Below are 20,652 nucleotides of genomic sequence, written 5' to 3' on the forward strand. Positions count from 1 at the left end.
GGATCGATGCTCAAAAAAGGGTCAATGGGTTTTCAGGCGCTCATGATGCAGCGGGCCGCCGGTCCAGGGCGCGAAGCCCGCGCCGAAGATCAGGCCGGCGTCGGCCAGATCGGCATCGGCGACCACCTGCTGTTCGACGCAGCGCCGCGTGACGGCGACCAGCGGCGCAAGCAGCCTGTCGGTCAGTCCGTCGGGCACGGACGATACCGCACCGCGCTGCGGCCTGCCGTCGGTCCACTCGTAAAATCCCTGGCCGGTCTTGCGTCCGAGCCGGCCGGCATCGACATGGCGCTGCAGGCAGGCAGGCGCCTGCGCGCTGCCGGTCAGCCGCGCACCGGCGGCCAGCGCGATGTCGAGCCCGACGGTATCGATCAGTTCGACCGGCCCCATGGCCATGCCGAAATCCTGTGCCGCGCGGTCCACCACTTCGGGTGCGATGCCTTCGTCGACGCACTTCATCGCTTCCAGCATGTAGGGGCCGAGCACCGCATTGACGAGGAAACCCGGACTGCTGGCCACCGGCAGCGGCAATTTGTCGAGCGCGCCGACGAAGGCCGCGGCACGTTGCACGGCCAGCGGATCGCTGGCCGTACCGCTCACCACTTCGACCAGCGGCATCTGCGCCACCGGATTGAAGAAATGGATGCCGACCAGCCGCGACGGCGTGCGCAGGCAGGCAGCGATGTCCTCGATGCGCAGGCTGGAGGTGTTGGTGGCGATCAGCGCATCGGGCTTCGCGCGCCGTTCGATGTCACGAAACAGCGCCTGCTTAGCATCGAGATCTTCGTAGATGGCTTCGATGATGACGTCGGCCCCCTCGATACCGGCGCCGGTCACGTCCGGCACCAGCCGGTCGAGCGCCGCGCGCAGGCTGCGCCGGTCGCGCCGGAACTTGCGGCCCCAGGCCTTCGCGGCGCGCTGCAGCGCCGGGACGATGCGTTCGGCGCTGCTGTCCTGCAGCGTCACCCGAAAGCCGCGCAGCGCGCACCAGGCGGCGATGTCGCCCCCCATGACACCGGAGCCGACCACATGCACGTGCCGGACCACCGGCAGCTCGACGCCTTGCGGCTTGCCGAAGCCGCGCAGGCGCTCGCGCAGGTGATAGACGCGCTGCAGGTTGGCCGTGGTCGGATGAGCCACGAGCGCGCTCATCGACGACGGATGGCCTTCCGGCACGGCCAGCGCATTGCCGCCGAAATCACGCCAGATGTCGATGATGGCGTACGGCGCCGGGTAGTGCCGGCGACTTGCACGCTTCGCCACGCCGGCCAGCGCCTTCTTCGCCACCACGCCGCGCAGCGGCCCGGACAGCAGGCGCTGCAGCAGCGGCAGCGGTTTGCGCGGCGCGCCCGACAGCACGGCGGCCGCCGCATGCTCACGCATCAGCCGCGCCGGGGCGATGTCGTCGACCAGACCGAGTGATCTGGCGCGCCGCACGTCGAGCGCGCGGCCGGTCAGCATCATGTCGAGTGCGGCCGGCGCGCCGATGCGGGCCGGCAGGCGCAGCATGCCGCCCCAGCCGGGCACGATGCCGAGCATCACTTCGGGCAGCGAAAAGCGGGTGCCGGGTTCGTCCACTGCAACGATGCGGTCGCAGGCCAGCGCCAGTTCGGTGCCGCCGCCAACGCAGAAGCCGCGCACCAGCGCACAGGTTGGGTAGTGCACGGCCGCCAGCCGGTTGAACAGGTTCCAGCCGCGTTCGATCAGCGCACGCGCGCCGGCCAGATCGCTGACCTGTCCGAATTCGGCGATGTCCGCGCCAGCGATGAAGCCAGTTGGCTTGCCGGACAGGATCACCAGCCCACGCGGCGGCGCGGCGTCGAATGTGTCGAGCACGCCAGCCAGTTCGCGCATCACTTCGCCGGACAGCGTATTCACGCTTTCCCCGGCACGGTCGAAAGTGAGCCAGGCGATGCCTTCAGCGTCGCGCTCGAGGCGCCAGTGCTCGAGCCCTTGCGTCATTTCGGCGCTCACGTCGTTTCCACCAGCATGGCGCCACCCTGACCGCCACCGATGCAGATGGCCGCGATGCCGCGACCGCCGCCCTGCCGGCGCAGCACATGCAGCAGATGCAGCACGATGCGCGCACCGCTGGCGCCGACCGGGTGACCGATCGCGATAGCACCGCCATCGATGTTCAGCCGGCGCTCGTCGAGCGTGCCCAGCGCGCCGGGCAGGCCCAGTTCGGTGCGGCAGTAGTCGTCGCTCTTCCACGCCTCGATGCAGCCGATGACCTGGGCGGCGAAAGCCTCGTTGATCTCCCAGGCATCGAGATCGTTCAGCCCGAGACCGTGCCGCTGCAGGATGGGTGTGGCGGCATGCACCGGCCCGAGTCCCATCTGTGCCGGGTCCAGTCCGGCCCACTCGGTGTCGACAATGCGGCCGAGCGGCGTCAGTCCGTGTTCCTCGACCGCCTTGCGCGAACACAGCAGCAGCCAGGCCGCACCGTCGGTCACCTGGGAACTGTTGCCGGCCGTGATGTGGCCGTGCGCGCGATCAAACACCGGGCGCAGCTTTGCCAGTCGCGGCACCGACGAATCGCGCCGCATGCCGTCGTCCTCCATATATATACGTCCACCGACGTCGGCGATCGGCACGATTTCATCGAAATGGCCGGCGTCGAGGGCGGCGGCCGTGCGCTGATGCGAGCGCATGGCGTGGAAATCCATCTGCGTGCGGCTGATGCCGAAGCGCGCGGCGAGGTTTTCGGCGGTCTGGCCCATATTGATGCCGATGACCGGATCAGTCAGACCTTTCAGCAGCCCGATGACCGGCACCAGCATGCCGGGGCGGAATTTCGTCAGCAGCTGCGCCCGCGCGCCGAAGCTTCTGGCCGCGTACCACTGCGACAGCCAGCGCACCATGGCGTCGGAAAACAGCAGATGGGCGCGCGACAGCGCATCGACGCCGCCGGCCAGCACCAGGTCGGCGCGTCCGAGCCGGATGTTGGCAATGCCCGAATCGAGTGCCTGCATGCCGCTGGCGCAGTTGCGCATCACCGTCCAGCCCGGCACGCGGTCACCACAGCCCAGGCGCAGCGCGGCGATGCGACCGATGTTCGCTTCGTCGGCCGATGGCGCGGCGCAGCCGAGAATGACTTCGTCGAGCTGATCCGGCCGGAAGCGCTGGCGCGACAGCAGCGCGTTGCCGGCGGCCACCGCGAGGTCGGCCGCGGCGAACGGGCCGGGCGCGTTGCGCGACTTCAGGAAGGGCGTGCGCGCGCCATCGACCACGAAAACGTCGGATGAGATCATCAGGCGGCGATCGCGGTGACGTTGTGCGATTCGGCCGGCGGTGCGCTTGCCGCATCGACACCGAAATCCTGCGGAAAGTCGTCCACCCGGACGACCCGGTCACGCAGGGTGTCGCGCCGACGGATCAGCGCGAATTCGGCGTCGTCGATCAGGCCGCCGTCGAACGCCGCCTGCATCAGACCGGCACCGCGCGCCTGCAGCAAGCCTTTCTTCTGCGCCGCACGCACGCGCGCCTCGATGGCTTCCGCGGCAATCGTCGCGTTCAGCGCATGTTCGATGACCCCGACCGGATCGTGCTCGTCATCCGGGATGTACATGCCGGCGGTCAGCCGGTCGCGTGTCGCCGAGGGTTCGATCAGCAGCTTCGCCACCTCGCCGCCGAGCCGGTCCGACGGCACGACGTAAGGCCGGCCGAGCGGGAAGATGAGCCGGCGCAGCAGGATGGCGATGGCGCGGTTCGGGAAGTTGGACATCACGCCTTCGAACGCGGTCTGGGCATGGAACATGGCGTCCCACATGGCCCAGTGCATCAGCGGCGCGTCGGCCGCCTGCCGGCCATCGGCTTCGTAGCGCTTCAATGTGGCTGAGCACAGATACATCTGCGAAAGGATGTCGCCCAGCCGCGCCGACAGCTTTTCCTTGCGCTTCAGATCGCCCCCCATGGTGAGCATCGCGGCATCCGAAATGAACGCGAAGGCGGTCGAGAAGCGCGTGAGCTGCTGGTAGTAGCGACGTGTTTCCGGCGCCACGCCGCTCGGCACGCCGACCCAGTGCGAACCAGTCAGACCGGTCACCAGCGCGCGTATCGCATTGCTCGCGGTGTAGCCGATGTGGGAAAACAGCGCATCGTCGAATTCCGCGAGTACCGCCGGCGTATCGTCGGCCAGCGCGGCGCGCATTTCGCGCAGCACGTACGGATGGCAGCGGATGGCGCCCTGGCCGAAGATGATCAGGCTGCGCGTCAGGATGTTCGCGCCCTCGACCGTGATGCCGATCGGGATCTGCTGGTAGGCGCGGCCGAGGAAGTTCGACGGACCCAGGCAGATGCCCTTGCCGCCGAGGATGTCCATCCCGTCATTGACGACGACGCGCGCGCGCTCGGTGATGTGGTACTTCACGATGGCCGACACCACCGACGGCTTTTCGCCCAGATCGATCGCGCCGGCGGTCATGCGGCGGGCGGCGTCCATCATGTACAGATGGCCACCGATGCGGGCCAGCGGCTCCTGGATGCCTTCGAAGCGGCCGATTGCCGTCTTGAACTGGCTGCGCACGCGCGCATAGCCGCCGACCGTGCGGGCCGTGAGCTTGGCCATGCCGGTATTCGACGCCGGCAGCGAAATCGAGCGACCGGCGGCGAGACACTCCATCAGCATGCGCCAGCCCTGACCGGCCATCGCCGGGCCGCCGATGATCCAGTCCAGCGGCATGAACACATCCTTGCCCCAGTTCGGTCCGTTCTGGAACACCGCGTTCAGCGGGAAGTGGCGGCGGCCGATCTGGACACCCGGATGGTCGGTCGGAATGAGTGCGCAGGTGATGCCGAGGTCTTCGGTGTCGCCCAGCAGGTGCTCCGGGTCGTACAGGCGGAAGGCCAGACCGAGCAGGGTCGCGACCGGACCGAGCGTGATGTAGCGCTTGTCCCAGGTGACGCGCATGCCGAGCACTTCGCGGCCCTGGTACTCACCCCTGCAGATGATGCCGAAGTCCGGAATCGAGGCTGCGTCCGAGCCGGCCTGCGGGCTGGTGAGTGCAAAACACGGAATCTCCAGCCCCTTGGCCAGGCGCGGCAGGTAGTGATCCTTCTGCGCGTCGGTGCCGTAGTGCAACAGCAGTTCGGCCGGGCCGAGCGAGTTGGGCACCATCACGGTGACCGCCGAGGCGGAGCAGCGGGTCGACAGCTTGGTCACGATCTGCGAATGCGCCCAGGCCGAGAACTGCTTGCCGCAGTACTGCTTCGGAATGATGAGGCCAAGGAAACCGGCGTCCTTGATGTATTGCCAGGCTTGAGGCGGCAGGTCCTTCAGTTCGTGCGAAATGGTCCAGTCGTCGGACAGGCGGCACAGCTGTTCGACCTCGTTGTCGAGGAAGGCCTGCTCTTCCGCGCTCAGCGTCGGTTCCGGATAGGCGTGCAGTACGGACCAGTCCGGGTGGCCGCGGAACAGCTCACCTTCCCACCACACGGTGCCGGCTTCGAGCGCGATGCGCTCGGTGTCGGACATCGGCGGGAGAATGTTGCGGTAAACGTTCAGCAGCGGCTTCGAAATGACCGCACGGCGCAGCGGGGTCACGTTCAGCAGCAACGCCGGCACGCCGGCCAGCAGCGCGATCGCGACATTCACCGCGGTCGGCCAGTCGAAATGCAGGCTGGCCGCCACCAGCCACGCGGCTGCGGCCGCGGTGCACACGAGCAGCGGCGCGCGCAGGTAGCCGAGCAGAACGATGCCCAGCGGCACCAGCAGCAACAGTATCCAGGTCATCATGCTTTTCTCCTCCGGTGCTTCGCTTCGGTGCACGGGCCGTCGTTCGACCGCTGCACCCTGTTCCGCTATGTCGTGTTGTCCGTGCCCTGTCCGGCCGGCAGTGGCGCCCGCAGGCCACCGAGCAGGAAGCTCATCAGGCGCGGTCGCATGCGCTGCATGGCATCCGGTTCATCGATGCGCACGCCGGTCAGCACCTGCAGCGAATCGATGCCCGACACCGCGTACGACATGGCGCCGAGCATGAAATGCAGGCGCCACAGGATTTCCTCGACCGGCACTGTCGGCAGCGCACGACAGAATGCGTCACGGTAACGGCCGATCACCGGCGCGTATTCGGTGGCGAGATATTCGCGCACCGTCGGTGACGGTTCGGTGAAGGTGCGGCCGAGCAGCTGCATGAATTCGCGCCCGGCAGCACTGCCCGACGCCAGATCGAGCGAACTGCTGAAGAACGCATCGACGATGCGGTGGGGCTTCACCGGCTGATCGCCGGCTTCGGCCTCGGCCGCATCGAGCGCCTGCATGCGCTGTGCGTTCAACGGCTGCAGGTGACGCTTCAGCACCTCGCGCACCAGCACGTCCTTCGAACCGAAGTGGTAGTTCACCGCCGCAAGATTGACGCCGGCGTCGCCGGTGATCATGCGCATCGATGTCGCCTCGAAACCGTGCGCCACGAACAGGGCCTGCGCCGCATCGAGAATGCGGTTGCGGGTTTCATGCGCGGTCAGCGAGGTGCGACGGACATCCATGCCTGCACAGCCTTCATTCAAACGTTCGTTTAAATTCTAGCCGGGAAAGCGCCGCTGTCAAGCATGTTGACCACCGATGCGTGCGGACATCAGCCTCCGCGCAGCAGCCAGACCATCCACGCTGCGCCCACCGACAGCAGCACACCGGGCACAACCTGACCGGCGAACGCCCGGTCGCCGGCTGTGGCGGCGACGACGGTCTTGCTGATCGCATTGGTGGTGAAACCGATCAGGATGGGTAGCACCGCCTGAGTCGCCTCGATCTTGCCCGAGGCATGGAGGGCGGCGACCGCTGCCGCAGACGAATGTGCGTCGGCGAAACCGGCCAGGCCCACGGCCAGGTTCAGGCCGGCATTGCCGAAGTATTCACGCAGCAGTGAAGTCAGCAGCAGCATGCCGCCCATCGTGACGGCGAACAGCACGGCAATGCGCGGATTGAAGGCGCGGCCGGGCGGCACGGTCTCGCCCTCCATGGCATGCACACTGCGCCACGCGACCAGCAGACCGTACGCCAGTGCAGCAACGCCGGCCGCCAGCAGCGGCAGCGCCATTTCGCGCAGTACGGCGGTACTGGTCACGGCGAGCAGCAGCACCAGTTGCAGCACGGTCGCCAGCGACGACAGCACGGCCCCCGACACGGCGCCGGCGCGCAACGCGGGGGTGCGCACGGCCTGTGCGCCCATCGCCGCGATGGTGGCGGTGCTCGACACGAAGCCCGACGCGAAGCCGGCGAACGACAGGCCGAGCGCCGGCCCGGCGGCGCGCAGTGCAATGTGGCCGCAGGCGTTGATGGCCATCATCAGCACGGCCAGCGTCCACAAGGTGCGCGGATTGATCGCATCGAACGGATCGACCGTGCGATCGGGCGTCAGCGGCAGGATGACCAGTGCCGCGGCGGCCAGCAGCAGGGCGTCGTGCAGTTCCTGCTCCGACATGACGCGAACGACGAAGCGGTGCAGGTGGCTGCGTGCGGCCAGCATGATGGCCACCAGCACGCCAATGCCGGTCGCCAGCGGCGCATCGACCTGCGCCAGCGCGCCGAGCATGAAGGTCAGCAGCAGCGCGATTTCCGTCGTCAGGCCGGGATCGGTGTCGGCTGACTTGCGGTAGGACACCACCGCCAGCAACCCGACCGCCGCCGCGAGCACCGCCAGCGTCAGGCCGCCGCCGAGCAGCATGGCCAGCGCGCCCAGCAATGCGGCCAGCGTGAAGGTGCGCAGACCGGCCGCAGCACGCGCCGGGCCTTCGCCCTTGCGCCGCTCGCGCTCCATGCCGATCAGCAGGCCGATGCCGAGCGCGGCGGCAAGGCCGATCAGTCTGGGATCAAGGGATTCGGACATGCCTCAACGATACGCGGGTGGGCGGCACCGACGCTCATCCGTTGCGATCCGGATGAATGATCGGGTGCATTGATTGCATGGCGAATGCTCCATCGCGGTGCGTAAAGGCACCCCTAAACCCCGATCCGGAAAGGACATTTCAGCGACGGTGAAAATCTGTCAACGGCCACGGCGGGCGCGTGTGTTCATTGATCGCATGTTGATCGCAGGCGGTGATGCCGGCATGGCACGCAGCGTGCACAGGACAGGGAGCGCCGTCAGAGCGCACTGACCCGGTCGACCACCCCACAGGAGAGTTCTCATGCCGAAAGTTACCAAGCCCGCCAATCAGAAAGGTGAATTCCTCGTCGATTACGAAGAGAAGGTGTTCGAGGACGTGAAAGCCGAACCGGGCGAGAAGGCGCTGGTCACCTTTCACACCGTCGCCTTCGAAGGCTCGATCGGCTTCGTCAATCTGCTTCAGGCTACCCGCCTGAAGCGCAAGGGCTTCGACACGTCGATCCTGCTGTACGGTCCGGGCGTCACGCTGGGCGTCAAGCGCGGCTTCCCGACGCTGGGCGATGAAGCCTTCCCCGGCCACCAGAACTTCAACAACCAGATCACCAAGTTCATCGCCGAAGGCGGCAAGGTCTATGCGTGCCGCTTCGCGCTGCAGGCGCTTTACGGTCACGGCGAAGGGTCGCTGATCGAAGGCATCACGCCGATCAACCCGCTCGACGTGCTCGACATCATCCTGCTGCACCGCAAGGACAACGCCTTCATCCTCGACACCTGGACATTGTGATGTCTTCCGCCCGCATCGTCCGCGCCGCCGCGATCCAGATCGCGCCCGACCTCGAATCGGCCGACGGCACGCTGGCGCGCGTGCTGGCGGCGATCGACGAGGCGGCGGACCGCGGTGCGCGGTTGGCGGTGTTCCCGGAAACCTTCCTGCCCTACTACCCTTACTTCTCCTTCGTGCAGCCGCCGGTATTGATGGGCGCGGCGCACCTGAAGCTGTACGAACGGGCGGTGACGGTGCCCGGGCCGGTGACGCAGGCGGTCGCGGAACGGGCGCGCGCACGCGGCGTAGTGGTGGTGCTCGGCGTGAACGAGCGCGACCACGGCAGCCTCTACAACACGCAGCTGGTGTTCGACGCCGACGGCAGCTTGCGGCTCAAGCGCCGCAAGATCACGCCGACCTATCACGAACGCATGGTGTGGGGTCAGGGTGACGCGAGCGGCCTGAAGGTGGTGGACACCGCCATCGGTCGCGTCGGCGCGCTGGCCTGCTGGGAGCACTACAACCCGCTGGCGCGCTACGCGCTGATGACGCAGCACGAGGAAATCCATTGCGCGCAGTTTCCCGGTTCGATGGTCGGCCAGATATTCGCCGACCAGATGGAAGTGACGATCCGCCATCACGCGCTCGAAGCGGGCTGCTTCGTCATCAATTCCACCGGCTGGCTGAGCGACGCGCAGATCCAGTCCATCACGCCCGACGCCGGCCTGCAGAAGGCGCTGCGCGGCGGATGCTGCACCGCCATCGTGTCGCCCGAAGGCGTGCATCTGGCGCCGCCACTGACCGAAGGCGAAGGCATGGTGATCGCCGATCTGGACATGGCGCTGGTCACCAAGCGCAAACGCATGATGGATTCGGTCGGCCACTACGCGCGGCCCGAACTGCTCAGCCTCGCCATCAACGACCGCCCGGCACGTCCGGTCGTGTCGATGGCATCCACTTCAGAACCTGTCCGGAGCACCTCCGATGAGCACCCCACCGACTTTCGAAGCGAACCGCGAATCGAACCGCAAATCGACCGACCGTCAGCAGGCGACGGCGCTGATGACGGAACTGCAGTCGTTCGGCTTGCGGCTGGCTGATCCGGGCGCCGGCGCACCGAGCCGGCGCGGCGGCGCCGGGCCGTCCGATCACAAGGCGGTGACCGTGGACGGCACGACCATCATGGTGCCGGTGCATACGGGCTCCGCCTTCAACTCGCCGTTCATCGCAGAAGCGCCGGACGCCGACGGCCGCGTGCAGTTGAAGCGCGGCAGCATTCCGATCGCGCAGATCCGCTTTCCTGAACAGCCGCGCTTCTACGCGCTGCAGACACTGGATGGCGTGCCCTACTCGCACATCGCAACGCTGCACGGCGCCGACGTGCTGGCGACCACGGTACTGCAGACCTGCATCCGGTATGAAAGCCGGCGCAAGTCGTGCAAGTTCTGCTCGATCGGCCAGTCGCTGGCGGCCGGTCGCACCATTGCGCACAAGACCCCGGAACAGCTGGCCGAAGTCGCCCGCGCCGCGGTGCTGCTCGACGGCGTGAAGCACATGGTCATGACCACCGGCACGCCGGCCACGCCGGACCGCGGCGCGCAGGTGCTGTGCGATTCCGCCTTTGCCGTGCGCGCCGCGGTCGACCTGCCGATCCAGGCACAGTGCGAGCCGCCGGACGATGACCGCTGGTTCGCCCGCATGAAGGCGGCCGGCATCGACAGTCTGGGCATGCACCTGGAAGTGGTCACGCCGGCGCTGCGCGAACAGATCATGCCGGGCAAGGCGGCCGTGTCCATGGAGCGCTACATGGAGGCGTTCGAAGCTGCGGTCGCCGTATTCGGCCGCGGCCAGGTGAGCACCTACATCCTGGCCGGGCTGGGCGACACGACGGACGCCATCCTCGACATCAGCGCGAAACTGATCGGCCTGGGCGTGTATCCCTTCGTCGTGCCCTTCGTGCCGATCAGCGGCACGCCGCTGGAAGATCACCCCGCTCCGAGCCCGGCCTTCATGCGCGCCATTCTCGAACCGCTGGGCGCGATGCTGTCCGACGCCGGCCTGCGCTCGACCGACATCAAGGCCGGCTGCGGCAAGTGCGGCGCCTGCTCCTCTCTGTCGTCGTACGAGAAGCAGGACGCTCACCAACCGGACACTCACCATGCAGCACGCTGAACCGGTCGGGTACTGCGAACTGCCGGCGCACTTCGCGCCCTGCGAATTCCGCATCAAGTGGGCGGACAGCGCGTGGGAGCGCGGCGAAGCGCATCGACTGCGGCGCGCGGTGTTCTGCGAAGAACAGGGCGTGTTCGATGGCGACGACATCGACGCCATCGATGCGCACGCCCAGCTCATCGTCGCCGTCACCCAGGTCGGCGGCATGCCGGATCAGGTGGTCGGCACGGTGCGCATCCACGAAGACCGGCGTTCCGGCGAACCCGGCCTGTGGTGGGGCTCGCGCCTCGCGGTGGCGCCGGCATTCCGCAGCCACGGCAAGCTCGGCGCGACGCTGATCCGGCTCGCGGTGACCAGCGCGCACGCGCGCGGCTGCCACACCTTCCTCGCCCACGTGCAGGCGCAGAACCTGCCGCTGTTCCGCCGCCTGCACTGGAAGCCGCTGCAGCCGGAAACCCTGCACGGCCGGGCGCACTGGCTGATGCAGGCCGAACTCGATCACTACCCGCCGTGTTTCGACGTGTTCAGCGGCTTCGTCACGCGCTCGACGGCTGCGCGCAGCGGAGTTGCCGCGTGAATCTGCACGCCCTCGTCGACGCGCTGCGCGGCAGCCCCGGCTTCGCGCACAAGCGCGACATCGGCGACGTGATGGACGCTCTCGGCCGTGCACTGCCCGGCGGCGTGCAGGACATGGCGCAGGCCGTGGCCATTGGCGACGACTGCGCCGCCATCGCCGATCCGTCCGGCGAGGGCTGGCTGCTGTTCGCCATCGAAGGGCTGGTCGAACAGTTCGTGTCACGCATGCCCTGGTTCGCCGGCTACTGCGGCGTCATGGTGAATGTGAGCGACATCTGCGCCATGGGCGGGCGGCCGATCGCGGTGGTCGACGCGCTGTGGAGCGACGGCGCCGACGCCTCGTCGCCGGTGCTCGAAGGCATGGCCGCGGCCTCGGCGCGCTACGGCGTGCCCATCGTCGGCGGCCACAGCAATCAGCGCGCCGCGCACGGCCAGCTGGCGGTCGCCATCCTCGGCCGCGCGAAGAGGCTCATCACCAGTTTCGCGGCCCGGCCGGGCGACGACCTGATCCTGGCGGTCGACCTGCGCGGGGCCTACGAAGAACCTTATCCGTACTGGAACGCGTCGACCCAGGCGCCGGCCGATCGCCTGCGCGGCGACATCGAGCTGCTGCCGCAACTGGCCGAAGCCGGCCTGTGCGACGCCGGCAAGGACGTCAGCATGGCAGGTCTGATCGGCACCGCGCTGATGCTGCTCGAGTGCTCGAAGGTCGGTGCGTCGATTGATCTTGACACGGTGCCGCGCCCGGACGGCGTGCCGCTGCTGCGCTGGCTGCTGTCCTTCCCGAGCTTCGGCCATCTGCTGTCGGTGCGTCCGGCCCACGCCGACCGCGTCATCGAGCGCTTCGGCGAACGCGACATTGCCGCGGCGCGCATCGGCCGCGTGACCGCTTCGCCCGAGGTGTGGCTGACCCTGCAGGACGAACGCGCGCTGCTGTGGAATGTCGCCGAACAGGCCTTCATTCTCGCCGCGACGACGGCCCATGCGGAGGCGGAGGCGGAGGCGGCGCATGGCTGACGCACTGCAAGCGGGGCTGAAAATCGGCCTGCTGACCCATTCGGTCAATCCGCGCGGCGGCGTGGTGCACACGCTGGAACTGGCGCAGGCGCTGCAGCGCGACGGCCATGACGTGACGATGTTCGCACCGGCCGCACCCGGGCAGCGCCTGTTCCGCGCGCCAGCGTGCAGCTTCGAACCGGTGCCGGTGGCCGGCGCCCCGGGCAGCGTGGTCGACATGGTCAGCGAACGCATCGGCGCGTATGTCGCCCACCTCGCGCCACGTCTGGCGACCCGGCCGTTCGACATCCTGCATGCGCAGGACAGCATCAGCGCCAACGCGCTGGCCGCACTGGAAGATCAGGGTCTGATCGACGGCTTCGTGCGCACCGTGCACCACCTCGACGAGTTCGACGACAGCCGGCTCGCCGCCTGGCAGGCGCGCGGCGTGCAGTGCGCACGCACCGTGCTGTGCGTCAGCGATCTGTGGCGCGACCGGCTGGCCGACGATTTCGGCATCGACGCGCAGCGCGTGAACAACGGCGTCGACGCCGAACGCTACTCGGCACAGCCGGGCGACGGCGACCTCATCCTCGCGCATCGGCTGGGCATCACCGAAGCCGCCGGGCGCGGCCCGGTGTTCCTCGCCGTCGGCGGCGTCGAGGAGCGCAAGAACACGCGGCGCGTGCTCGAAGCCTTTGCGCTGCTCAAGGCCGATCTGCCCGGCGCGCAACTGGTGATCGCCGGCGGCGCCAGCCTGCTCGACCACGACGGCTATGCGCGCGCCTTCCAGGCCGACCTGCGCGACAGCGGCCTGACCGTGGGCTATGCCCGCGACGTGGTCATCGCCGGCACGCTGGCCGATGCCGACATGCCGGCGCTGTTCCGCCTCGCCGACGTGCTCGTCATGGCGTCGACCTGCGAAGGATTCGGCCTGGTGGTGCTCGAAGCGCTGGCCAGCGGTACGCCGGTCGTCGTGTCGTCGATTGCGCCCTTCACCGAATATCTGGGCGACACCGACGTCAGCTGGGCCGACCCGCAGGACGCCCAGTCGATCGCCCGCGCCATGCGCCGCGCCTGCGACCCGCGCCGCGCCGAGGTGTTGCGCTACGAACTGCCCGAGGTGTGCCGGCGCTTCAGCTGGCCGGCCAGCGCCCGGCGTCACGCCGAACTGTACCGGGCGTCGCTGCTTCCGCCTGCATCCACATAGAGAGATCTGCACCATGCCCGCCATGCACTTCCGGGTCCGCTGGCCCGACCAGACAGAAACCCGCTGCTATTCGCCCTCTCTGGTGATCAAGGACTACTTCGCGCCGGGCACCTGCTACCCACTGGCGGAATTCATGGCGTCGGTGCGCGAGGCGCTGCACATCGCATCCGAGCGGGTACGCGCGAAGTACGGATTCGCCTGTTCGGCCGCGATGGACCAACTGGCCGACATCGAGCAGCACGCTGCGCGCTGGGCCACGCAGCCCGATGCGCAGATCGAAATGCTCGCCTTCGACGAGTGAACCACGGAGTCACTGCCATGCCCCCATCCTCCCCGTCTCATCTGCCGGTCATCATCGTCGGCGGCGGCCAGGCCGGCCTGTCGATGAGCCATTGCCTGCAGCAGGCCGGCATCGACCATCTGGTGCTGGAAAAGCACAGCGCGATGCACGTCTGGCGCACCCAGCGCTGGGACAACTTCTGCCTCGTGACGCCGAACTGGCAGTGCGCATTGCCCGGTCACGCCTATGACGGGCCGGACCCGCACGGCTTCATGAAAAAGACCGAAATCATTGATTATCTTGCCGCCTTCCGCCGCAAGGTGGCGCCGCCGATCCGCGAAGGCGTGACAGTGCGTCGCGTCAGCCCGCGTGTGCAGGGCGGCTTCGACGTGATCACGTCGGACGGCGACTGGACCGCCGACCAGGTCGTGGTGGCCAGCGGCGGCTATCACCAACCCATCGTGCCACGGCTGGCCGAGCGCCTGCCAGCCGGCATCGTGCAACTGCATTCCGAGCAGTACCGCAGCGCGGCCGCGCTGCCCGAGGGCGAGGTGCTGGTGGTCGGATCCGGGCAGTCCGGCGCGCAGATTGCAGAAGATCTGCATCTGGCGGGGCGCAAGGTGCATCTCGCGGTCGGTGATGCGCCGCGCTGCGCGCGCTTCTACCGCGGACGCGACGTGGTCGACTGGCTGGCCGACATGAATTATTACGACATGCCGGTGACCGAGCACCCGCTGCGCGAAGGCGTGCGCGACAACACCAACCACTACGTGACCGGCCGCGACGGCGGGCGCGACATCGACCTGCGCCGCTTCGCGCTCGAAGGCATGGAACTGTACGGCCTGCTGCAGGATCTCGATGGTACGACGCTCGCGTTCCAGCCCGGCCTGGGCGCCGCGCTCGACCACGCCGACCGCATCTACAACGGCATCAATGCCGCGATCGACAAATACATCGCAGGCGCCGGCATCGACGCACCACCACCGTCGGTCTACGAACCCGTGTGGGCACCCGCGACCGAGCGTACGACGCTCGACCTTTCGTCGAGCGGCATCACGAGCGTCATCTGGTGCATCGGCTTCAGCCCGGATTTCCGCTGGGTGGACGCGCCGGTATTCAACGGTCGCGGCGACCCGGTGCACACACGCGGTGTGACACAGCAACCGGGCCTGTACTTCCTCGGTCTGCCCTGGCTGTACACCTGGGGCTCGGGCCGATTTTCCGGCGTGGCGCGCGACGCCGCCTGGCTGACCGAGAAGGTGACCGCCTTCGCGCCCCGGCACCTTCAACGGGAGGAGGCCGTCACATGCTGATGCAGGACGCGAACCACTTGCAGCCGCGCGCCACGCTCGCGCTGCTGCAGCATTATCAGGCCGGCATGCCGCAACTGGCACTGTATGGCCTGTCGGAAAACTGGCTGCTGAAGGAATGCGCCCACCTGCACTGGATGGCCATCGCACGCGCACAGGGGCTGGACGAACCGGCTTTCGCCAACATCGACGGTCACCGCAGCTATGCGGCGTTGACCGCAGTGCGGCTGTGTGAGGCGCAACTCGACGCGGTGACCGAACACGCGCCATTCGCGCTGCTGGCGCGGCTGGTGCCGCACGGCCGCGCGCAGCATTACAGCGCGCAGACGGTACGCATGGGCAACACGCGCGTAGCGCGCATCGAATTGCTGTCGGCGCTGGTGCGCCGCGCACCGGGTGGCGGCAACCGCAGCGTTGCGAAGGCGCAGATGCTGTCGGACAGCGAAGACCTGATGTCTGGCGACGCCACGCTGACGGCGGCCGCAGCCGAACTCAAGTCGCTCGGCCGGGCGCACCGCACCGCGGCGCAGGAGGGTGAAATGCTTCGCAGCTTTGACTTCACGCCCTGCCCGAACAGTGATTTCAACGGTGCCGGCTTCCTGTACTTCGCCACCTTCCAGGCGCTGGTCGACCGTGCTGAGTTTGCCTGGTACGGCCTGCGCCCGGCGGTCACCGCCGAGCGGACGCTGTACTTCCACGGCAATATCGACCCGGGCGAGGCGGTGCGTGTCGAACTGCTGGAGGCCGGAGCGGAGCCTGACGGTTTCCATCATCGCTGCCGCATCGTGCGCCGGGCCGACGACCTCGCGATCGCCGATGTCATTACGCGCAAGCGCTTCGTCGGACGAGCCGATTGATGGACAAGACCTCGCAGATCTGGCTCAAGCGCATCCGGTCGAGCAACAAGCCGGCCTATCTGCTGATTGCCGATCTGATCGCCGAGGATGTGCGCAGTGGCCGACTGGCCGCGCGCGACCGTCTGCCGACGCTGCGCGAACTGGCCGACTACCTCGAACTGAATTACACAACGGTGGCGCGCGGCTATGCCGAGGCGCGCAAGCGCGGCCTGATCGATTCGCGCGCCGGCATGGGCACCTTCGTGCGCGGGGCCACGCCCGGCCTCGCGCTGCGCGGCGGCAGCGGCGCGGAAATGACGATGAATCTGCCGCCCGAACCGCAGGATCCTGCACTGATCGCCCGCCTGCGCGACAGTGCAGCGCAGGTGATGGTGCATTCAGACTGGTACGACCTGCTGCGCTACCAGGATTTCGGTGGCACGCGCGACGACCGCGCAGCCGGCGTCGCGTGGCTGCGCCGCCGGCTGCCGCTGTGCGCAATCGAACGGGTGCTGGTCTGCCCGGGCATCCACGCCGCGCTGACCGCGCTGGTGTCGCTGCTGGCGCGGCCGGGCGAACTGATCTGCGTCGAGTCGCTGACCTATCCGGGCATCAAGGCCATCGCTGCCCAGCTCGGTGTGCAGCTGCACGCGCTGCCGCTGGACGACGACGGCCCCAGCGCCGACGCCTTCGAACACGCGTGCCGGACGCTGAAACCGCGTGCGCTGTACTGCAACCCGACCTTGCTGAACCCGACCACCGCGACGATCACGCGTGCCCGGCGCGAGGCGCTGGCCGATGTCGCGCTGCGCTACGCCGTGCCCATCATCGAAGATGACGCCTACGCGATGCTGCCGCGCGACACCCCGCCGCCGCTGGCCACGCTGGCACCGGCACTCACCTATTACATCACCGGTCTGTCGAAGTGCTTCGGCGCCGGCCTGCGCTCGGCCTTCGTGCACGCACCCGGCCCGCGCCAGGCGGAACGGCTGGCCGGCGCGCTGCGCGCCACCACCGTCATGTGCTCGCCGGTCACCAACGCGCTGGCCACGCGCTGGATCACCGACGGCACCGCCGACGCGATGCTGGACGCCATCCGCGCCGAGTCGATGTTCCGTCAGTCGCTGGCCGCACGCCATCTCGGCCGCCACGCGATGCGGGCGCACGCGGAAGGCTTTCACCTGTGGCTGCCGCTGTCGTCCGACTGGTCGGTGGTGGAATTTGCGTCCTACCTGCGCGCGCAGGGCGTCGGCGTGGTCGCCAGCGCTGCCTTCAGCACCGACGGCACACCACCCGACGCGGTGCGCGTGTGCCTGGGCGGCCCGATGTCGCGTGACGATTGCGACATCGCCCTGCGCCTGATCGCCGATACGCTGGAACATCCGCTGCAACCGCATTCGACGGTGATGTAGTGGAGTCGGGTTCCGGAATCGGCGTGTCAGGATCGCGCGATACACTTAAATCGACCAAGAGGCCAAACGGCCAACTTGATTCAGTTCCTTTATCGAGCCGTGTGCGACCGTGTATCGCACGTGACAGTCTGCCAGAGCGGCGCGAGAGAGGCCGTGACGCTCACTCCCGGATTCGAGTAACCCTCTGCCCCGCAGTCGAAACCAAGACTGGCGAAATCCACTATTGCAGCATCCTGCAGAAACGAGTCCGACGGGCTCGGTCATGCAGTGGTTCAATGTGTGCGTTCCACGTGTAGATCGAATTCGCAGTATCGACGGAAAACAAAGTTCGAATCGTCGTCACCGGCCAAGTAAAAAAGCACGAAGCTCTCCCTTGTGTTGACGGCTGGCATGGGTAGCTTCACGGACACACCAAACCGGGCTTCGAAAGTGCCAGCACCGTTATTGATAACACTCGGGCCAGCGAACCCCGGAGGTCGCGTGAGGCCGATGGTCAAGTCCGAGACTATCGGGTCGAGTGTACGCCCGCGGAAAGCGGCCGCAGGACGTGGCGGCCGAAAGGTCTTGCAGTGTGGCGAACAGAGACGTGACAGGGCGGAGAAGTCTGCCGCGCTGGCGGATGCGACCAGCGGCAAGTTATCTATGGGCTGTCTTCATGGATGCGGCTGCCCCTGTGGATTGTCGTGATTCAATCCCGTCAGATTGCCTTGCCAACGATTCATTGAATGAAGCCACCTTTCAGAGTATGCGGTTTTCATTCTGTTCGAAGACGCCGTGCGATTCAGGGTGAAGTGATACATCGCGAACAGATTCTTGCATCGCGCGTGAGGTCTTTGCGCGGGTATCCTGAGGGACCCGACAATGCCTCGAGCGCGGCGCATCGGCACTCCATCCGTGACCCCGCCGAAGACCAGATCCTCGCTGGAGATTGCACCATGCACACCACTGTCATCATTGAGTCCGGTATCGAAGGTCCCGACTGTGCGGCGGACATCGTCAACATCGTCCATGAGCTCCCGGGGATAGACAGCGTCGACGTTTCGCCGGAAACCGGTACGGTCAGCATCGAGCACAGCCCGCTTGTGTCGGAAGACGACATCTGCCGCGTACTTGAAGACGGCGGCTTTCCGGTTCAGCGTTGAACGGCTCGCACCGGGCCCGCTTCGATCCGGCAACCGGCTGCCGCCAGGCGCTGCGATCAGCGTCCGCCTGCAATTCAGGCGCCTGTCGGGGAACATCCGGTGGATGCCTGCCATCACATGCCGGCGTTTCTGCGCCCGCCCTGCCTCACGCATGACTTGTAGGCCATCCGCGCGAAACCGGTGCCGACAGCCCGTGTGGCGCCGGCTCCGTACCTTACAATTGAGCGATGAGACACTCCGCTGCTGCACCCCTGCCCGCGCCCGAAGCTCCACCCGGCACCCGCCGCCGGGATCTCGACACCCTCAAAAGCCTTTTCCCTTACCTCTGGGCCTACAAGTGGCGCGTGCTGATCGCGCTCACCTTCCTGATCGGCGCCAAGGGTGCGAACGTGACGGTGCCCTTGATCTTCAAGCAGCTGATCGACGCGCTGACGCCAGCCGCCGCGATGCAGAAGAGTGCGCTCGAAGCGGCACCGCTGCTGGTACCGCTCGGCCTGCTTGCGGCCTATGGCGCACTGCGCTTTTCGACCTCGCTGCTGACGGAACTGCGCGAAATCGTGTTTTCACGCGTGACGCAACAGGCGGTGCGGCGCATTTCGATGCAGGTGTTCCAGCACCTGCATGCCCTTTCACTTCGCTTTCACCTCGAACGCCAGACCGGCGGACTGACGCGCGACATCGAGCGCGGCACCCGCGCCATCGGCTCGCTGATCAGCTACACGCTGTATTCCATCCTGCCGACGCTGGTGGAGATGGGCCTCGTGCTGAGCATCCTCGCGGTGAAGTACGAAGCGGCGTTTGCATTGATCACCGCAATCACGCTGGCGATCTACATCACGTTCACCGTGGTCGTCACCAATTGGCGCACCAAGCTGCGGCGCGAAGTGAACGAGCTGGATTCGGCGGCCAACACACGTGCCATCGACAGCCTGCTGAACTACGAAACGGTGAAGTATTTCAACAACGAAGGCTTCGAGGCGCGCCGCTACGACGAACAGATGGCGCGCTGGCAGCGGGCACAGGAGCGCAGCCAGATTTCGCTGTCCTACCTGAACATCGGCCAGGCTTTCATCATCGCCATCGGCGTCACGCTGATGATGTGGCGCGCCACGGTCGGCGTGGCCGAAGGGCGCATGACGCTGGGCGACATCGTGCTGGTCAATGCCTTCATGATCCAGCTCTACATCCCGCTGAATTTCCTCGGCGTGCTGTACCGCGAGATCCGTCAATCGCTGACCGACATCGAACGCATGTTCGGCCTGATGGATACCCATCGTGAAATCGCCGACGACCCGGACGCGAAAGCCCTGCCGCCGGGACCGTGCGAAGTGCGCTTCCAGCAGGTGAATTTCAGCTACGACCCGGCGCGCCAGATCCTGCACGACGTCGATTTCACGATACCGGCCGGCGGCCGGGTCGCGGTGGTCGGCCAGTCAGGTTCCGGCAAATCGACGCTGGCGCGGTTGCTGTTCCGCTTCTATGACGTGGACAGCGGCGGCGGGCGCATCACGATTAATGGCACCGACATCCGCAAGCTCACGCAGGACAGCCTGCGCACCGCAATCGGCATCGTTCCGCAGGACACCGTGCTGTTCAACGACAGCATCCACTACAACATCCAGTACGGCAGGGTGAGCGCATCGGCGGAAGAGGTCGAAGCGGCGAGCCGCGCCGCGCAGTTGCACGACTTCGTCGTCCGCCTGCCCGACGGCTACGACACCAAGGTCGGCGAGCGCGGCCTGAAGCTGTCCGGCGGCGAGAAGCAGCGTGTCGCCATTGCACGCGCGCTGCTGAAGGACCCGCCAGTGCTGATATTCGACGAAGCCACATCGGCGCTCGACTCGAAAACCGAACAGGCCATCCAGTCGCAGCTGGAACAGGTGGCGCGCGGCCACACCACACTGATCATCGCGCACCGGCTGTCCACCATCATGGATGCAGACCAGATCCTGGTGATGGACGCCGGCCGCATCGTGGAGCGCGGTTCGCACGCCGAACTGCTGGCGCAGGATGGCGCCTACGCACAGATGTGGGCACTGCAGGCGCAGGAGGAAGAAGCCATCTGACCTGTATTCAATCTGCGCGATGGGGAAAACCGAATGCAGCGTACAGACGAAAAAAAACCGCGC

At 67.1% G+C, this 20,652-nt stretch carries 17 protein-coding genes; 12 read left to right on the forward strand and 5 right to left on the reverse strand.

Annotation, left to right across the window (positions count from 1 at the left end):
* Positions 1 to 21 precede the first annotated feature (21 nt).
* From NMQ14_RS09315 to NMQ14_RS09335, 5 genes are all read right to left on the reverse strand, one after another.
* Entirely contained in the window at positions 22 to 1,974 is a 1,953-nt protein-coding gene (locus NMQ14_RS09315; RefSeq protein ID WP_257095454.1) for a 3-hydroxyacyl-CoA dehydrogenase NAD-binding domain-containing protein, read from the reverse strand.
* Positions 1,971 to 3,254, reverse strand: a complete 1,284-nt coding sequence (locus NMQ14_RS09320; RefSeq protein WP_257095456.1) for an acetyl-CoA C-acetyltransferase — start codon at positions 3,252 to 3,254, stop codon at positions 1,971 to 1,973. The genes NMQ14_RS09315 and NMQ14_RS09320 overlap by 4 nt, the downstream gene beginning before the upstream one ends.
* Positions 3,254 to 5,734 carry an acyl-CoA dehydrogenase gene (locus NMQ14_RS09325; protein WP_257095510.1) on the reverse strand — a complete coding sequence of 827 codons (2,481 nt, stop codon included), beginning with the start codon at positions 5,732 to 5,734 and terminating at the stop codon, positions 3,254 to 3,256. The genes NMQ14_RS09320 and NMQ14_RS09325 overlap by 1 nt, the downstream gene beginning before the upstream one ends.
* Before the next feature lie 68 nt (positions 5,735 to 5,802).
* Positions 5,803 to 6,486: a TetR/AcrR family transcriptional regulator gene (locus NMQ14_RS09330; RefSeq protein ID WP_257082231.1), complete on the reverse strand. Its 684-nt coding sequence runs from the start codon at positions 6,484 to 6,486 to the stop codon at positions 5,803 to 5,805.
* A gap of 89 nt (positions 6,487 to 6,575) precedes the next feature.
* Positions 6,576 to 7,826, reverse strand: a complete 1,251-nt coding sequence (locus tag NMQ14_RS09335; RefSeq protein ID WP_257095458.1) for a DUF4010 domain-containing protein — start codon at positions 7,824 to 7,826, stop codon at positions 6,576 to 6,578.
* Between the two features lie 301 nt (positions 7,827 to 8,127).
* On the opposite strand from NMQ14_RS09335, the gene NMQ14_RS09340 reads away from it, so the two are divergent.
* The 12 genes from NMQ14_RS09340 to NMQ14_RS09395 all read left to right on the forward strand — a co-directional run bounded on the left by NMQ14_RS09340 (position 8,128) and on the right by NMQ14_RS09395 (position 20,589).
* Positions 8,128 to 8,610, forward strand: a complete 483-nt coding sequence (locus NMQ14_RS09340; RefSeq protein WP_069039341.1) for an MSMEG_0572/Sll0783 family nitrogen starvation response protein — start codon at positions 8,128 to 8,130, stop codon at positions 8,608 to 8,610.
* Positions 8,610 to 9,689, forward strand: a complete 1,080-nt coding sequence (locus NMQ14_RS09345; protein ID WP_257095460.1) for a Nit6803 family nitrilase — start codon at positions 8,610 to 8,612, stop codon at positions 9,687 to 9,689. The genes NMQ14_RS09340 and NMQ14_RS09345 overlap by 1 nt, the downstream gene beginning before the upstream one ends.
* Positions 9,574 to 10,761, forward strand: coding sequence for an MSMEG_0568 family radical SAM protein (locus tag NMQ14_RS09350; protein ID WP_257095462.1), 1,188 nt, complete (start codon positions 9,574 to 9,576; stop codon positions 10,759 to 10,761). The genes NMQ14_RS09345 and NMQ14_RS09350 overlap by 116 nt, the downstream gene beginning before the upstream one ends.
* Positions 10,748 to 11,338 carry an MSMEG_0567/Sll0786 family nitrogen starvation N-acetyltransferase gene (locus tag NMQ14_RS09355; RefSeq protein WP_257095465.1) on the forward strand — a complete coding sequence of 197 codons (591 nt, stop codon included), beginning with the start codon at positions 10,748 to 10,750 and terminating at the stop codon, positions 11,336 to 11,338. The genes NMQ14_RS09350 and NMQ14_RS09355 overlap by 14 nt, the downstream gene beginning before the upstream one ends.
* Positions 11,335 to 12,354: a sll0787 family AIR synthase-like protein gene (locus NMQ14_RS09360; RefSeq protein WP_257095467.1), complete on the forward strand. Its 1,020-nt coding sequence runs from the start codon at positions 11,335 to 11,337 to the stop codon at positions 12,352 to 12,354. The genes NMQ14_RS09355 and NMQ14_RS09360 overlap by 4 nt, the downstream gene beginning before the upstream one ends.
* The gene (locus NMQ14_RS09365) at positions 12,347 to 13,543 is read left to right on the forward strand and encodes an MSMEG_0565 family glycosyltransferase (protein WP_257095469.1); all 1,197 of its coding nucleotides are present in this window, start codon (positions 12,347 to 12,349) and stop codon (positions 13,541 to 13,543) included. The genes NMQ14_RS09360 and NMQ14_RS09365 overlap by 8 nt, the downstream gene beginning before the upstream one ends.
* Before the next feature lie 13 nt (positions 13,544 to 13,556).
* The gene (locus NMQ14_RS09370) at positions 13,557 to 13,844 is read left to right on the forward strand and encodes an MSMEG_0570 family nitrogen starvation response protein (RefSeq protein WP_257095471.1); all 288 of its coding nucleotides are present in this window, start codon (positions 13,557 to 13,559) and stop codon (positions 13,842 to 13,844) included.
* A 17-nt stretch (positions 13,845 to 13,861) separates the two neighbouring features.
* Positions 13,862 to 15,136 carry an MSMEG_0569 family flavin-dependent oxidoreductase gene (locus tag NMQ14_RS09375; RefSeq protein WP_257095473.1) on the forward strand — a complete coding sequence of 425 codons (1,275 nt, stop codon included), beginning with the start codon at positions 13,862 to 13,864 and terminating at the stop codon, positions 15,134 to 15,136.
* Positions 15,130 to 15,990: a Pnap_2097 family protein gene (locus NMQ14_RS09380; RefSeq protein ID WP_257095475.1), complete on the forward strand. Its 861-nt coding sequence runs from the start codon at positions 15,130 to 15,132 to the stop codon at positions 15,988 to 15,990. The genes NMQ14_RS09375 and NMQ14_RS09380 overlap by 7 nt, the downstream gene beginning before the upstream one ends.
* Positions 15,990 to 17,381, forward strand: coding sequence for a PLP-dependent aminotransferase family protein (locus NMQ14_RS09385; RefSeq protein ID WP_257095476.1), 1,392 nt, complete (start codon positions 15,990 to 15,992; stop codon positions 17,379 to 17,381). Before NMQ14_RS09380 ends, NMQ14_RS09385 begins: the two co-directional genes overlap by 1 nt.
* A gap of 935 nt (positions 17,382 to 18,316) precedes the next feature.
* Positions 18,317 to 18,523, forward strand: a complete 207-nt coding sequence (locus NMQ14_RS09390) for a heavy-metal-associated domain-containing protein (protein ID WP_257095478.1) — start codon at positions 18,317 to 18,319, stop codon at positions 18,521 to 18,523.
* Positions 18,524 to 18,750: 227 nt separating this feature from the next.
* A complete protein-coding gene (locus tag NMQ14_RS09395; protein WP_257095480.1) occupies positions 18,751 to 20,589 on the forward strand; it encodes an ABC transporter ATP-binding protein/permease in 1,839 nt (612 codons plus the stop codon).
* Positions 20,590 to 20,652 lie beyond the last annotated feature (63 nt).

The sequence above is a fragment of the Methyloversatilis sp. XJ19-13 genome (assembly GCF_024580155.1).
In the GTDB taxonomy this organism is placed as follows: domain Bacteria; phylum Pseudomonadota; class Gammaproteobacteria; order Burkholderiales; family Rhodocyclaceae; genus Methyloversatilis.